Raw genomic sequence first — 14,656 nt, forward strand, 5'->3', positions numbered from 1 at the left:
GATCTACATCACGATCCGCGCGTCCCGGTAAAGGTCGCGGACCTCAGGGAGTTGCCGGAAGCCGGCTGAGTTGTAGGTGGCGACCGCGCCGACATTGGCGCTCGGGGTGCAGACGATCGCACACGACGAGCCCAGCTCCCGGAGCGCGGCCGCCGCGGCGAGGGTGATCGCCTTGCCGTGGCCGTCACGCCGATGGTCCCGGTGCACGCCCATCGGCTCGAGCAGCCCGGGCCTTCCCGGACCGGCCGACCACACCGTCACCGCCGCCACCGCGGTGCCCCGGTCGTCATACGCGACGAGGCACCGGGCGTCGGCGTAGGGCACTCCGGCCGCCATGGCGTGCCAGCGCTCGCCGGTGAACGTCGACCTGTCGAACGATGCCCGCAGTACCGCGCTCTGCACGTGCGCCTGCTCCGGCCCAATCACCTCGATCCGCGAGCCCGGGTCCTTCACCGGCTCCGTGAGATCGCGGCGCAACGGCGTCCACGGCTCGTCGTTGTGCCAGCCGTCCTCGGCCAGCAGATCGTGGATCAGCGCGTCCTGCGGTGCCTCGACGTACACCTTTCCGGCTGGCAGTACGCCGCGCTCCGGCTCGGTCACGTCTTCGACCAGTCGCCGCGTGAGCTCCTCGTCCCGCCGCACGCCCGGCGCGATCGTCAGCCGCAGCAGCTCGGGTTCGTCCAGCAGCCCGACGGCGAGAATCCGCCCGTCCCGGCTCCACGTCCGGACGGCCGCGGCCGTCGCCTCCGCCCCGAACCGCCAGAACCAGCCCAGGTCTCCCGGATGCAGCTGCATCGGCGCCTCGTCGTACTGCCACTCCCGCAGCGCGCCCACGGCCTCGCCCAGTCCATCGACACCCGGCTTGCCCACCACGACCGTCATGCCCCGATCACACACCACCGCACGGGCGGCCCGCACCCGGTTTTCGGTGGTGCCATTTGACGACTGGGTGATCAGTTGTCCAGACCACCCTTATTTCACGGTGAGAATTAACTAACAAGATTTCCAGAGAGCGCTCCCCCGAAACTCTTGACGCGGTCCCCTTTGCCCGGTCAGGATCGGCTGGCACGGCCTGAAAAAAGGTACGCGCCATCGCCGCCGCCCCTGGAGATCGGACTGTTCATGGCCAGAAGATCGTTAGCTTGGTCCCGCGCTCGACGAAGTACGGTCGTCGCTTTGACGAGCCTGACCCTGCTGGCGGGGGCCGCGCAGGCGGCGCCGAGCACGGCCGGGCAGCACGGCCCGCGTCCGCCTGAGGTCGGCAAGCCGTCGATGGACCACGGCTGTGCGCGGATCGAGAAGAGCCTGCCGACGCTGTCGGACTTCCCCAAGGTCAAGAGCAACATGGAGCAGAACCCGCGTGACGAGCGCCGGGTCGCCGAGCTCCTGTCGAAGATGACGCTGGCCGAGAAGGTCGGGCAGATGACGCAGCCCGAAATCGCCGCGATCACCCCTGACGAGGTCAAGCAGTACTCCATCGGCTCGGTGCTCAACGGTGGCGGCTCGTGGCCGGGCAAGGACAAGCACGCGACCCCGCAGGCGTGGCTCGCCGCCGCGGACTCGTACTGGCAGGCGTCGGTCGAGACCCGCACGAAGATCCCGGTCATCTGGGGCATCGACGCGGTCCACGGCAACAACAACGTCTACGGCGCGACGGTCTTCCCGCACAACATCGGTCTCGGTGCCGCGCAGGACCCCTGCCTGATCCGCGACATCGGTGAGGCCACCGCCGAGCAGATCCGCGCCACCGGCCAGGACTGGGCGTTCGCGCCGACGCTGGCCGTGGTGCAGGACGACCGCTGGGGCCGCACCTACGAAGGCTTCTCCGAGGACCCGCGCATCACCCGCGCCTACGGCTACGAAGCCGTCCGCGGCCTGCAGGGCAACAGTTCCCGCCGCATCGACGAGGACGGCGTGATCGCCACCGCCAAGCACTTCATCGGAGACGGCGGCACGATCAAGGGTCAGGACCAGGGTGTCAACCCGTCGTCCAAGGCCGACATGATCAACATCCACGGCCAGGGCTACTACGGCGCGCTCGCGGCCGGCGCCCAGACGGTGATGGCGTCGTTCAACAGCTGGACGAACACAGACCTCGGTATCAACGAGGGCAAGATGCACGGCAGCAAGGAAGCCCTCGACACCATCCTGAAGAACAAGATGGGCTTCGACGGCGTCGTCGTCTCCGACTGGAACGGCATCGGCCAGGTCCCCGGCTGCACCAACGCCAGCTGCGCGCAGGCGATCAACGCCGGGCTCGACGTCATCATGGTGCCAAACGACTGGAAGGCGTTCATCACCAACACGGTCGCGCAGGTCGAAGGCGGCCAGATCGCGATGTCCCGGATCGACGACGCGGTGACCCGCATCCTGCGCGTCAAGGTGCGCGCCGGGATCTTCGAGGCGCCCAAGCCGTCGCTGCGCGAGCACGCCGGTTCGACCAAGGCACTGGAGGCCCGCAAGCTCGCCCGTGAGGCCGTGCGCGAGTCGCAGGTGCTGCTGAAGAACAACAACAAGCTGCTGCCGCTTTCATCGCGGGCCAAGGTCCTCGTGGTCGGCAAGAGCGCGGACAGCCTGGAGAACCAGACCGGCGGCTGGACCCTGTCGTGGCAGGGCACCGGGAACACCAACGCCGACTTCCCGAACGGCACGTCGATCCTGGGCGGCCTCAAGGAACAGCTCGGCGACGCCAACGTCACCTTCAGCGCGACCGGTGACGTCGACCCGAAGGGCTTCGACGCCGTCATCGCCGTGATCGGGGAGACCCCGTACGCCGAGGGCGTCGGCGACCTCACCCGCCGCACGCTCGAAGCGGCCAAGCTGTACCCGCAGGACCTCGCCGTGCTCGACAAGGTCAGCGGCAAGGGCACCCCGGTCGCCACCGTCTACGTCGGCGGCCGTCCGCTCTACGCCAACAAGGAGCTCAACCGCTCCGACGCGTTCGTCGCCGCGTGGCTGCCCGGCACCGAGGGCGGCGGCGTCGCCGACCTCCTCGTCCGCGGCCGCGACAACAACGGCGGCTACACCGGCAAGCTGCCGTACTCGTGGCCCAAGAGCGCCTGCCAGACCCCGCTGAACCCGGGTACCGAAGGCTACGACCCGCTGTTCAAGCTCGGTTACGGCCTGCGCAACGGCCAGACCGGTTCCGTCGGCGTGCTCGACGAGACCTCACCCGAGTTCGGCTGCTCGCCGTCCGGCGGCGGCGGCAACGCGACCGAGGACCTGGAGATCTTCAACCGCACGGATGTCGCGCCGTACAAGAGCTACATCGGTTCGCCCGAGAACTGGGGCGGCACCGAGATCGGGCCCGACGGCACGGCGTCGCACGCCGAGCTGAACGTGGTCCAGGCCGACGTCAACGTCCAGCAGGACGGGCTGAAGGCGACCTGGACCGGTACCGGCCCAGGGCAGCTGTACATGCAGAACTCGACTGGTCCGAGCGACCTGCGCGGGTACCTGAACGCCGAGGGCGCGCTCGTCTTCGACGTGATCGTGAACGCGGCCCCGGTCAACAGGACGGTGCTGAGCGTCCACTGCGTCTACCCGTGCTTCTCCGAGGTCAACGCCACCAAGTTGTTCACCGACCTGCCGATCGGGGTGAAGTCCACGGTCAAGATCCCGATCTCGTGCTTCGCGACCGGGATGGACTTCGAGAACGTCAACACGCCGTTCCTGGTCTACACCGACGCGGCCTTCTCGGCCTCTTTCGCGAACGTGAAGTGGTCGCCGCAAGCGGGTAAGGACCCCGATGCGAAGGCCTGTTCGGACCTGACGTAAGGTGGTCCACAACAAGCCGGGCCCGGGAGCATCACGCTCCCGGGCCCGGCTTCTTTTGTCGTGGGTACTGCTTACTCGGCGGGCTTGACCTCGGTGGCCGGGTTGCCGTCGACGGCGGCCGCGAGCTGCGGCACGAGACGGTCCAGCACGTACGGCAGGCTCAGGACCGAAACGAAGGTCAGCGCGCGGCCGTAGGTGGTCGGGTCCTCGATCTCGACCTCACGCTTTTCCTTCGACACGGCGAGGTTCGTGTACAGCTTGTCCTTCGACAGCGTGTCGCGGCCGGAGGCGAGGGTGTCGAAGATCCAGACGAGCGCGTTGACGTTCAGCACGTCGGTCCGCTCCGCGCTGATGTTCGCGCCGAACTTGTCGCCGATGATCGTGTCGAGGTCGGCCGGCATCTTGAAACCGAGCGAGGTGAGGATCCGGTTACGCGGGTCCTCGCTGCCGAAGACGAAGTAGCCCTCGGACAGCGTCGTCATCAGTGCGGTCTTGCCGGCGAACTCGGGGTGTTCCTGGGCCGCCTTGGAGAACCTGTCGTCGACGTCCTTGACGAGCTTCTCGGCTTCGGCCTTCTTGCCCAGCGCGATGCCGATCTTCTTCGTGGACTCCTGCCACGGGATGCCGTAGTCGCTGTACTCCTTGGGCTGCGCGAGCGTCGGCGCGATCTTCGACAGCGTCGTGTACTGCTCTTCGGTGAGCGCAGAGTAGAGCGCGATGATCAGATCCGGCTTCAGCGCGGCGATCTTCTCGAACTGCGGGCCGTCGGTGCCGGTGAGCACCTCCGGCAGCTTCGCGGAGCCGACCTTGGACGAGGCCCACGGCCCGATCGCGCCGGGGTATTCCCCGTTCCACTCGGTGGTGGCGACCGGGACGACACCCAGTGCCAGCACGGCGTCCTGCTCGGTGAGCCCGGCGGTGACCACGCGCTGCGGGGCGGCGTTGATCGTGGTGGCGCCGTACTTGTGGTCGATCGTGGAGGGGAAGGCGCCGGGCTCGGTCGCGGCGGCGGGTCCGGCCGGGGCGTTCGACGCGGGCGTCTCACTGCCGCAGGCGACGAGCCCACCGGTGAGGAGCAGAGCCGCGGCGGCGACGCCGGCGACTCGTGCTGTGCGGAACAGGGAACGGGCCATCATGGGTCCTCTTACTGTCGAAACGTCGGCGGGGACCACCGAGCGGGGTAGGTTTGCCTAACCTAATTCGGGCACTCGGGTGAACGCAACATCTTCGGCTGCGTCGGAGATCACTTTGCGTGAGATCTGGTGTCCGACCAGGCGGCCCAAAGCTCCGCATAACGCCCGCCCACCGCGATGAGCTCGTCATGTGTGCCGGTTTCGAGGACCCTGCCGCCGTCCATAACGATTACGCGATCGGCGGCCGCGGCCTGGGTCAGCCGGTGCGCGACGACCAGTCCCGTCCGTCCCGAGAGCGCCGCGGCGGCGGACGCTTCGAGTACCCGGGCGCCCGCGCTGCCCGCTTCGGCGGTGGCCTCGTCGAGGATGGCGATCGGCGGGTCGGAGAGAACCAGCCGGACGAGCGCGAGCTGCTGGGACTGCGTCACCGTCAGCCGGTGGCCGCCCTCGCCGACCACGGTGTCCAGTCCGTCGGGAAGGGCCTCGGCCCAAGCCAGCGCGCCGATGGCCGACAGCGCCGCACACAGCTCTTCCGTAGTGGCGTCAGGCTTCGCGAGCCGGAGGTCGTCGGCCAGCGGACCGGCGAAGACGTGGACCTCCTGGCTGATCAACGCCACCGCGCGCCGGGTGGCGGACGGTCCGAGCTCACCGAGTTCGACCCCACCGACGGTGATCGAGCCACCTGACGGCGTGTGGATCCCGGCGATCAGCTTGGCCAGCGTGGTTTTCCCGGCACCGCTGGCACCGACCAGCGCGACCCGTTCGCCGGGCGCTAGTTCGAGATCGACGTCGCTCAGTACCGGATGTCCCGCCACATAAGCGTGTTGGATCCCGGACGCCTTGACAGAGGAGTCCACCAGCGACACCGGGCGCTGTGGTTCGGCGGCTTCGGGAAGGTCGGAGACGCCGATGATCCGGGCGAGACTCGCGGTGGCCGTCTGCGCGTCGTCGACGAGCGCCAGCGCGGTGTTGATCGGCCCGAACAGGCCGTGGAAGTACAGCGCGGCCGTGGCGGCGACACCGATGGTCACCGATCCGTTGCCCACCAGGAAGTACCCGGCGACCAGGATCGCCGACAGGCCAACGAACTCCGCGCCGTTGAGCCGCGCGAAGAACCGGGTCATCAGCCGGACCCCGCGCAGGGCGAGGGTCACCGCGGCACCCGAGCGTTCGGTGACGCGCTCGACGTGGGCGCCGGCGAGGCGGAACGCGCGCACTGTCCGCGCGCCGCCGATGGTGTCGAGAAGCTGTTGCTGCTGCGCGCCGACAGCGACGCGTTGCGCGGCGTACAGCGGGACGGCGTGGCGGATGTACCACCGGACGGTGTGGATCTGGATCGGCGCGGCGAGCAGCGCGGCCAGCATGAACCGCCAGTCGAGCACGGCCAGCGCGCCCACGGTCAGCACGATCGTCAGCACCGAGCGGCCGAGTTCGGGGAGCGCTTCCCGCACAGAGGTCCCGATGACCGTGACGTCGTTGGTCACGCGCGAGGTCAGGTCGCCGGAACCGGCGCGCTCCACCTGGTCCAGTGGCAGGTGCAGCGCTCGCCGGACGAACCGCTCACGCAGGGTCGCCAGCATGCTCTCACCGAGCCGGGCGACCAGCGACACGCCGATCGACGCCGAAACCCCTTGCACGACGGCGACAAGCGCGAGCGCGACGACCGGCGTGGTGATCGAGGCGGGAGGTTCGCCGCCGGCGACGAGATCCACGATGTGGCCGAGCAGGGGAGCGGTCAGCAGTCCGGTCGCGGTGGCGCCGACCAGCACGGTGAACGCGCCGATGGCGTGGAACTTGTTGCGCCGCAGCAGTTCGCCGATGACCGCGCGGACCCGCTTGCCGGTCGCGGTGGGGAGCAGTTCGCGCTGGGAGTCGGTCATGACAGCACCGCCGCCCGGTAGTTTTCGTCCCCGTGGACGAGGTCTTCGTGTCGTCCGGCCGCGGTGAGGGTGCCGCCGTCGAGCACGAGCACGCGGTCGGTGACGGCGAGCAGCGCGGGGCTGGTGGTGACCAGGATGGTCGTCCGCCCGCGCCGGAACTCGGCGATCGCGGCGGCGATCCGGGCTTCGGTGACGGTGTCGACCGCCGTCGTCGGGTCGTGCACGACGAGCACGGGCGCCTGAAGGGCGAGCGCCCTCGCGAGCGCGACCCGTTGCCGCTGCCCGCCGGACAGCGACTTCCCGCGTTCGGCGAGCACGGTGTGGGCACCGTCGGGCAACGCGCTCGCGACCTCGTCGGCCGCGGCGACGGCCATCGCCCGGTCCACAGTGGACGTTCCAGCCGCTCCGACGTTCTCCAGCAGCGTTCCCTCGAACAGATCGGCGTCGTGCGCGGCGACGAGGATCGCGCGCCGAACCCCGTCGAGATCCACAGTGGACAGTTCGACGTCGTCCAGGTGCACCGAACCCGAAGCGGGATCGACGTCCCGGCCCAGGCACGCGAGCAGGTCGTTCGCGACCGCCGGATCGACGGCCACCACCCCGAGCAACTCCCCGGCGCCGACGTCGAGATCGAGGTCACGCAGGCTGTTGTGGGTGACACCGGTGAGCCGGAGGCGGCCCTCGACGGCGTCGGGCAGCCTGCCGGAGCCGGATTCGACACCCGGGGGAGAGGCCAGCACCGACGCCACGCGCGCGGCGGAAGCGCGGCCCTGGGCCAGTTCGCCGTTGACCCAGGCGAAGATCTCGAACGGCGTCAGCAGGAACTGCGCCAGCCCGACCGCCGCGACGAGGTCACCGACGCTGATGTCGCCCGACGCGGCGAGCCTGCCGCCCACCAGCGCGACGATCGCGATGAAGATGCCGGTCAGGGCGAGGAGTGTGCCGTTGTGCCAGGCCTGCGCGCGGGCCGCCTTGAGCGTGGCGCGCAACGAGTCCTGGCTGGTCCGCCGGTAGCGGTCGACCGCGGCCGACTCGGCGCCGATGCCCTTGAGCACCCGAAGTCCGGCGACGAGGTCGGTGGCGATCCCGGACGCGTGCGCGGCGCGTTCCTGTTCCTCTTCACTGCGGCGCTCCAGCGGCTTGCCGATCAGATGCGCGAGGTAGAGCAGCGGCGGCGTGCCCAGCAGGACGAGCAGGCCGAGCGGGATCGACATGGCCAGCAGCGCGATCGCGGCGACCAGCAACCCGGCGATCCCCGCGATCCCGAACGGCAGCACGGCGTTGACCACCCCGACGCGCTTCGCGTCCGCGGTCCCGATGTTCGTCAACGCCCCGGCGAGCCTGCCGGACTCGGCGCCGCCCCGGGCGTCGAGGACCCGTTCGCTTAACTGGATGCGAAGGTTGTGTGCGGCGCGTTCGGCCGCGCCTTCCGCGAGCCGGGCGCCGAACCGGTAGCTGTAGGAGAGCCCCGCGAAGACGGCGGCGAGCACCACGAGCCACTTGAGGAGCTCGGGGGCGGAGTTCCCGGCGACGGCCTTGTCAATCACCAGGCCGATCACCACCGGTACCAACGCCTCGCCGACCTGGTGTCCCGCGGCGAGCACCGACGCGCCCGTGATCGGCCGCCACTGGCTCGCGATCGATCGCTTCAGGACGTCGGGTCCCGTTGGTACAGCCGTCACCGGCGCCTCCCGTCAGTCCCTCGCCGGCGACCGGCGATGGTAGGTAAGGCTACTCTAAGAAAAATCTCGCGTCGGCAGTCAGGAGGACTCTGTGACGGTGACCATGGAGCCGGTGTCCAGACCCGAGGTGGACCGTCCGCCCCGGGCCAGGGCACAGACGCTCCGGTTCGCGGGCGTCTTGGTCGCGCTCGCCCTTCTCGCGTTCGTCTGCCTGCTCAGCCTGTGGGTCGGCTCGAAGAGCATCCCGTTCTCGTCGACGTGGTCGGTGCTGTGGCACGACGACGGCTCGACCGAAGCGGTGATCATCCACGACCTCCGCGTCCCGCGCACGATCCTTGGCGTCCTCGTCGGCGCGGCGCTCGGCCTGTCGGGCGCGGTCATGCAGGCGCTGACCCGCAACCCACTCGCCGACCCCGGCATCCTCGGGGTGAACATGGGCGCGGCGGCCGCGGTGGTCGTCGGCATCGCGTTCGCCGGCGTCACCGGTGTCCTCGGGTACGTGTGGTTCGCGTTCTTCGGCGCCGCGGCGGCCGCGGTCATCGTCTACGGGCTCGGCTCCACCGGCCGCGGCGGCGCGACCCCGGACAGGCTGATCATGGCCGGGGCCGCGATCACCGCGGTGCTCCAGGCGTTCATCTCCGCGATCCTGTTGCTCAAGCCGCATGTCTTCGACCAGTTCCGCTTCTGGAACGTCGGTTCGCTCGCCGGGCGGCGGATGGACATCGTGGTCATCCTGGCGCCCTTCATCATGGTCGGCATCCTGCTGTCGCTGTCGCTGGCGCGTTCGCTGAACGTGCTGGCGCTGGGGGAGCAGACCGGGCGCGCGCTCGGTGCCCACGTCGGCCGGACCCGTGTCCTCGGCGCGCTCGCGGTGACGCTCCTGTGCGGCGCGGCCACCGCCGCGGCCGGGCCGATCGCCTTCGTCGGGCTCGCCGTGCCGCGGATCGCCCGGATCATCGTCGGACCGGACCAGCGCTGGGTGCTGCCGTATTCGATGATCCTCGCCCCGGTGCTGCTAGTCGCTTCCGACATCCTCGGCCGCGTGCTCAACCAGCCCGCCGAACTGCAGGTCGGGATCGTGACCGCGTTCCTCGGTGCCCCGGTGTTCATCGCGTTCTGCCGCCGACGGAAGCTGGCCCGGCTGTGACTGTGAAAACCGTGAAAGCGCTGCGCAGCCCTGGCGGCTCTGTCTCGCTGCGCTACGAATCCCGGCCGCTGATCGTCGGCATCGTCATGGCCGTGATCGTCTTCGCACTCAGTGTCGTGAGCATGACCACCGGCGACTTCCCGCTGTCCTTCGGCGACGTCGTCAAGACGCTGTTCGGTTTCGGCGACACCGGGACCGAATTCATCGTCACCACGCTGCGGCTGCCGCGGCTGCTGACGGCGTTGCTCGTCGGCGCGGCGCTCGCCGTGAGCGGTGCCGTACTGCAGAGCCTGTCCGGGAACCCGTTGGGCAGCCCGGACTTCATCGGATTCACCGAGGGCTCGGCGACCGGCGCGCTGCTGGTGATCATCGTCGGCAACGGCAGCATGACGCAGATCGCCGGCGGTGCGCTGGCGGGCGGGCTCATCACCGCCGTGGTCGTCTACCTGCTCGCGTTCCAGCGCGGGGTGCAGGGGTTCCGGCTGATCCTGATCGGCATCGGGGTGAGCGCGATGCTCATCGCGGTGAACTCGTACCTGGTCACGCGGGCGTCGCTGCAGGACGCGATCGCCTCGCAGGCCTGGCTCGTCGGCGGGCTCAACGGACGCGGCTGGGAACACGTCGTCCCGGTCGCGATCGCGGTCGGAGTCCTTGTGCCGCTGGGGTTCTACTACAGTCGCAGGCTTTCGATGCTGCAGATGGGCGACGACTCGGCCAAGGGCCTCGGGGTGCCCGTCGAGCGCAGCCGGCTCGTGCTGATCACGGTGAGCGTCGGGCTTTCCGCGTTCGCGACCGCGGCCGCCGGGCCGATCGCGTTCATCGCGCTCGCCGCGCCGCACCTTGCCCGGCGGCTCAGCCACTCGGGCGGCGCGGGCCTGGCGAACGCGGCGCTCATGGGTGCGCTGCTACTCGTCGCCAGCGACCTCGCGACACAGCGGCTCTTCTCGTCCACGGCGCTCCCGGTGGGCGTGATGACCGGCGCGGTCGGCGGGCTCTACCTGATGTGGCTGCTGGCGCACGAATGGCGCCGCGGCCGGGTTTGAGCCACGGCAGCGTTCACGCAGCCGGTTCGGGTTCGGCGGGCGCAGGCTCGCCGAACCTGGCCAGCGCCAGCGCCGCGGCGACGGCCAGGGCGAACCCGGCGATCGCGACGAGCGCGAAACCGGGTTTCGTCCGGTCGCCGAGCGCGATCACGCCGACCAGCGACGGCAGCACGGTCTCGCCGATGACCATCATCGCGGTGGCCGTGGTGACGCTGCCGCGTTGCAAAGCCGAGGCGTAGAATAACATCGCCAGCGCTCCGGCCGCCGCGACAGAGTAGAACGCCGGATCGGTGAGCAACGCCAGCGGCGCGAAGTCGGAGATGACGCGGCCGGCCACGGCGACCACCCCGAAGCTCAGCCCGGCGACCAGTCCGAGCGCCGGGGTCCGGACGCGCGCGGAAGCCTTGCCCGCCATCATCCCGGCCACGCCGAGCAGTACCATCACCCCGACGAGGGCGAACTTGAAGCCCAGCGACACGGGATCGGACCCCTCGCCCTCCGCCGACGCACCCAGCAGCGCGAGGCCGACGCAAACCACCGCGATGGCCGTCCATTCGCGACGGCCGAGCTTCACGCCCAGGGCCATCGCGGCGATCGCGGTCACGGCCAGGCTCGCCGCCAGCGCCGACTGCACCACGAACAGCGGCAGCACTCGCAGGGCCGCCAATTGGGCCACGAACCCCAGCGTGTCGAGCCCGAGCCCGACGAGGAATTTCCACTGCTTGAGCACGCGGACCAGCAGTCGCGGATCGATCCCGTCGGAGTCGACGGCGGTCGCCTGCGCGGCCATCGCCTGCATGACCGACGCGACGCCGTACGCGCACGCCGCGGCTAGTGCGCAAAGCAGTCCCCACCACATGCGCTCAACAGTAGGTCTCCCTCGATCTTCGCGCTCTGGGTAAGGTCTGTGACATGTCGAACACGCGTTCGGAAACCGTCGGGCGAGCGTGGCCGGAAACGGCCGCCGAGGACGAACTGCGGCTGCAGTGGGAGTTCCTCGGCTTCCTGAGGGCAACGGCGGTGAACAAGGTCGCCGGGCTGTCCCGCGAGCTCGCCGTCGCCGCGCCGATGCCCGCCTCGCCCGGGATGAGCATGCTCGGGGTCCTCAAGCATCTGACCGCGGCCGAGCGGTGGTGGATTTCCATCGAAGGTGGCGGCAAGGACCTGCCGTCGCTGTGGGCGGGCAGTCCGGACCCGAGCTGGACTGTGTCCGATGAGGACAGTCCGGCGTCGGTGGTCGACGCGTACCGCGCGGAGTGGTCGCGCTCGGAGGAGGCGCTGGCCGGGATGAGCCCGTCGGACCGGTCGCGGCGCGCTTCGGGGGAGCAGGTCTTCACCGTCCGCTGGATCTTGATCCACTTGATCCAGGAAACCGCCCGGCACGTCGGGCATCTCGACTTCCTGCGTGAGCTGGCGGACGGCGAAGTCGGCGAGTGAGCCAGGTTTGCGCCGGATACCTTGGGGTAGTCGGAGGGTGCGGGCGTCAGTGAAGTCCCGCACCGCATTCGATGGGTGGAGGTACGTCTCATGACGGACAGCAGCAGCGGACCGGCCGAAGGTGCCAAGGGCGTCGCGGAAGGCGTCAAGGGCAAGGTCAAGGAAGCCGCCGGAACCGTCGCGGGCGACGATTCCCTGCAGCGGGAAGGCAAGGCACAGCAGGACAAGGGCGAGTCCCAGCGCGAGGTCGCCGAGAAGGAGGCCGCCGCCGAAAAGGCGCGTGCCGAGGCCAAGGCGAACGAGGCCAGGGAACGCGCCGAGCAGTAGGCCTTATTTCCCTTCGGGTTCGGACTCCGGAGGCGGCGCCTGGGGGCGCGGCCCGAACACGTCGGGCAACGGGACGGCGTGCTGGACCGGCATCGACCATCGCGGGGATTCTGTTTTCTCAGAAGGGGAATCAGACATCGGTGGCGAGCCTGCCGATCTGGTCGAAGTCCTCGAGGCGGCGGAGCCGGGCGCTCCGCCGACGCCACAGCGAACGATCCAGTTTGGACAGTACCGCGACGTCGGTGCTGTCCAAACTGCGTGAAGCGGGGAATTCGTCGGGGTGCAGTTCGCGGCAGAGCACGGCCTTGCGTTCGTCGTCGAACACGGCCAGTACCTTGAGCCTGGTCCGCGCGGCGAACACGACCTCTTGCGGGAGACCGTTTTCGGCCAGCCCGTCGGTGGCGCGGCCCGAGCGTGACCAGATCAGCAGGTCCATCGTCGCCGGCGGCACCGTCAGGTTCTCGGCCGCGGTGGCGCTGAGGAAACCGGGTTCGGTCACGATGTCCCCTTCGGTGTACCGGGCGCTGAGATCGGTGAGGGTGCCTTGGCGGAAAACGACTCCGCGGTGCACGGGCAGCTGCCGCAGTCCGGAAGTCAAGCAGGCGAGATAGGCCACGGGGACCGGCGTGGCGGCCCGCAGCGCCGAATTCACCGCCAGGGCCCCGAATTCGCCTCCGCCCAGATACAGCGAGACAGCGATCAGGTCGGCTTTGACGACCGCATACCCGCGCAGATCGGCGGACGTCGTGAACGCCTCGCCCGCCAATCGCTGGAATTGGATCTGCTCGACGCGGGTGCTGCGGTGCCGGGCGGGCGGCACCGGATACCCGGATTCGGGCACCGGCGTAAGCACTGGTTCGGTTTCCCGTTCGGCCGGATCTTCTTCGGTGTCGGCGAATTCGACCCCGGCGATCACGTCGAAGAGCGCCTGCTTCTCGTCCGCGGTGATCTGCCCGACGGCGAGCACCCGCAGCCGGGCACGCGCGTCGGGGCCGAGCCCGGCGAGCAGCTTGGCCAGGGTGCCCGCCGCCCAAGGCGGCAGTGTGGCGCCGGGGAACCCCACGGTGACGGTCAGCTTGCTCGGATCGTTCGGGCGGGCGGCCGCCGAATGCGGCCCGCCGACCGAGGCGGCCGGGACCAAAGCGAAACCGGACGGGACGACCTCGGCGACCGGGTCGGCCGGGGTCGGCAGCGCCGCGCTCGGGAGCCGGTGGACCGTGATGCCGGCGTTGATCCAGCCCGCGGGCGGCGCCTGGCTTTCGAGCACCGTCGTGGTCCCGTCGGGGGCGTAGCGCAGGGTCGTCGCCGGATGGCGCAGCAGCTGCCGGCCCCGGGCGTCGTGCGCGATGACGTGGACGCGACCGTCGTGGCCGTAGAGCGGCAAGCCGGTCGACACCCGCACCTCGCGGTTCAGCTGCCGGGCCAGTTCGGCCGACCATTCCGCCGTCGCGACCTCGGTCGTGTGCGGCACGAGCTCGAGCGCGGTGGCGAACATCGGCGGGAACATCGCGATGAGCGCGGCCACCTCAGCCGGGCTGACCGCGCCTTCGCCGGGCCTGCCCAGCACCAGCCGAGGCCGCTCGGGATGCACGGCGACGGCGTACGCGACGTCGAGCGGCGAAGTCGGCGCGGCATCCTCAGCCAGGATGATCAGCCCGGCCGGGATCGGCTCCACGGTGAGTTTGTGGACGGTCGTGACCGGTTCGGGCGGCAGCTGGGCCTCCCAGTCCGGCTGGGGATGCCGGGCGCCCCAAGGCCTGCTGGTGTCACCCCGCCGGAAACGGCGCCACAGGTCGCCGGTCGCCCCGCCCGCGAACAGCACCCCGCCGGGCACCAGCGACAGCGCACCCTGCGGGGCCAGCACCTCGACGCCGAATTCCTCCGCGAGCCGTTGCGGCAGCGGCCGGATCGTGGCGTCCAGGCGCCCGAGCCCCGACATCGCCAGCCACAGCCGGTGATCGGGCCGCGGCGGCCCGGCCATGGCACCGAACGCCTGATGCGCGGCCTGGTTGACCGCCTGGGACAGATCCCGGCTCGTCAGCGCGCCGACCGAGGTCAGCACCACGGTGTGCCCCGGCAGCGACGGGATCGCCGAGAACATGCTGTATTCCTGCGTGTCGTGATCACCGTGCAGCCGGATCATCAGGTTGGCGCCGCGGCGTTCGATGAACAGTGCCGGCGGGTCAGCTGCTGGCATCAGCCCACTTTCTTCCGGCATGCGTGCTGACGC

Annotated in this window: 11 protein-coding genes; 5 read left to right on the forward strand and 6 right to left on the reverse strand. The window is 70.0% G+C overall.

Annotation, left to right across the window (positions count from 1 at the left end; all coding sequences use genetic code 11):
• Positions 1-3 precede the first annotated feature (3 nt).
• Positions 4-882 (reverse strand): GNAT family N-acetyltransferase, encoded by an 879-nt coding sequence (locus VGP60_RS05055; protein WP_327546668.1) that lies wholly within the window; start codon positions 880-882, stop codon positions 4-6.
• 240 nt (positions 883-1,122) lie between these two features.
• Here VGP60_RS05055 and VGP60_RS05060 point away from each other — a divergent pair, with 240 nt between their 5' ends.
• Positions 1,123-3,777, forward strand: a complete 2,655-nt coding sequence (locus VGP60_RS05060) for an exo 1,3/1,4-beta-D-glucan glucohydrolase (protein ID WP_327546669.1) — start codon at positions 1,123-1,125, stop codon at positions 3,775-3,777.
• A 71-nt stretch (positions 3,778-3,848) separates the two neighbouring features.
• Here the strand turns inward: VGP60_RS05060 and VGP60_RS05065 are convergent, their stop codons facing one another.
• The 3 genes from VGP60_RS05065 to VGP60_RS05075 all read right to left on the reverse strand — a co-directional run bounded on the left by VGP60_RS05065 (position 3,849) and on the right by VGP60_RS05075 (position 8,472).
• Positions 3,849-4,913, reverse strand: a complete 1,065-nt coding sequence (locus VGP60_RS05065) for an iron-siderophore ABC transporter substrate-binding protein (RefSeq protein ID WP_327546670.1) — start codon at positions 4,911-4,913, stop codon at positions 3,849-3,851.
• A gap of 107 nt (positions 4,914-5,020) precedes the next feature.
• Positions 5,021-6,790 (reverse strand): ABC transporter ATP-binding protein, encoded by a 1,770-nt coding sequence (locus VGP60_RS05070; RefSeq protein WP_327546671.1) that lies wholly within the window; start codon positions 6,788-6,790, stop codon positions 5,021-5,023.
• Entirely contained in the window at positions 6,787-8,472 is a 1,686-nt protein-coding gene (locus VGP60_RS05075; protein ID WP_327546672.1) for an ABC transporter ATP-binding protein, read from the reverse strand. The genes VGP60_RS05070 and VGP60_RS05075 overlap by 4 nt, the downstream gene beginning before the upstream one ends.
• Positions 8,473-8,575: 103 nt before the next feature.
• On the opposite strand from VGP60_RS05075, the gene VGP60_RS05080 reads away from it, so the two are divergent.
• Together VGP60_RS05080 and VGP60_RS05085 are read left to right on the forward strand one after the other, a co-directional pair.
• A complete protein-coding gene (locus VGP60_RS05080; RefSeq protein ID WP_414640291.1) occupies positions 8,576-9,619 on the forward strand; it encodes a FecCD family ABC transporter permease in 1,044 nt (347 codons plus the stop codon).
• Positions 9,616-10,662, forward strand: a complete 1,047-nt coding sequence (locus VGP60_RS05085) for a FecCD family ABC transporter permease (protein WP_327546674.1) — start codon at positions 9,616-9,618, stop codon at positions 10,660-10,662. The genes VGP60_RS05080 and VGP60_RS05085 overlap by 4 nt, the downstream gene beginning before the upstream one ends.
• Positions 10,663-10,675: 13 nt before the next feature.
• On the opposite strand, the gene VGP60_RS05090 is transcribed toward VGP60_RS05085, so the two are convergent.
• Entirely contained in the window at positions 10,676-11,521 is an 846-nt protein-coding gene (locus VGP60_RS05090) for a DMT family transporter (RefSeq protein WP_327546675.1), read from the reverse strand.
• Positions 11,522-11,574: 53 nt separating this feature from the next.
• On the opposite strand from VGP60_RS05090, the gene VGP60_RS05095 reads away from it, so the two are divergent.
• Both VGP60_RS05095 and VGP60_RS05100 read left to right on the forward strand, forming a co-directional pair.
• On the forward strand, positions 11,575-12,099 hold the full coding sequence (locus tag VGP60_RS05095; protein WP_327546676.1) for a DinB family protein: 525 nt from the start codon (positions 11,575-11,577) through the stop codon (positions 12,097-12,099).
• 90 nt (positions 12,100-12,189) lie between these two features.
• A complete protein-coding gene (locus VGP60_RS05100) occupies positions 12,190-12,426 on the forward strand; it encodes a CsbD family protein (protein WP_327546677.1) in 237 nt (78 codons plus the stop codon).
• Between the two features lie 130 nt (positions 12,427-12,556).
• On the opposite strand, the gene VGP60_RS05105 is transcribed toward VGP60_RS05100, so the two are convergent.
• Positions 12,557-14,623 carry a hypothetical protein gene (locus VGP60_RS05105; RefSeq protein WP_327546678.1) on the reverse strand — a complete coding sequence of 689 codons (2,067 nt, stop codon included), beginning with the start codon at positions 14,621-14,623 and terminating at the stop codon, positions 12,557-12,559.
• Between the last annotated feature and the right edge of the window lie 33 nt (positions 14,624-14,656).

The sequence above is a fragment of the Amycolatopsis sp. genome (assembly GCF_036008905.1).
GTDB lineage: Bacteria > Actinomycetota > Actinomycetes > Mycobacteriales > Pseudonocardiaceae > Amycolatopsis.

Coding starts and splice junctions, on each gene's coding strand:
- VGP60_RS05100 (WP_327546677.1), top strand. CDS start 12,190: ATGACGGACAGCAGCAGCGGACCGGCCGAAGGTGCCAAGGGCGTCGCG.
- VGP60_RS05070 (WP_327546671.1), bottom strand. CDS start 6,790: ATGACCGACTCCCAGCGCGAACTGCTCCCCACCGCGACCGGCAAGCGG.
- VGP60_RS05105 (WP_327546678.1), bottom strand. CDS start 14,623: ATGCCAGCAGCTGACCCGCCGGCACTGTTCATCGAACGCCGCGGCGCC.
- VGP60_RS05095 (WP_327546676.1), top strand. CDS start 11,575: ATGTCGAACACGCGTTCGGAAACCGTCGGGCGAGCGTGGCCGGAAACG.
- VGP60_RS05065 (WP_327546670.1), bottom strand. CDS start 4,913: ATGATGGCCCGTTCCCTGTTCCGCACAGCACGAGTCGCCGGCGTCGCC.
- VGP60_RS05090 (WP_327546675.1), bottom strand. CDS start 11,521: ATGTGGTGGGGACTGCTTTGCGCACTAGCCGCGGCGTGCGCGTACGGC.
- VGP60_RS05060 (WP_327546669.1), top strand. CDS start 1,123: ATGGCCAGAAGATCGTTAGCTTGGTCCCGCGCTCGACGAAGTACGGTC.
- VGP60_RS05055 (WP_327546668.1), bottom strand. CDS start 882: ATGACGGTCGTGGTGGGCAAGCCGGGTGTCGATGGACTGGGCGAGGCC.
- VGP60_RS05080 (WP_414640291.1), top strand. CDS start 8,576: ATGGAGCCGGTGTCCAGACCCGAGGTGGACCGTCCGCCCCGGGCCAGG.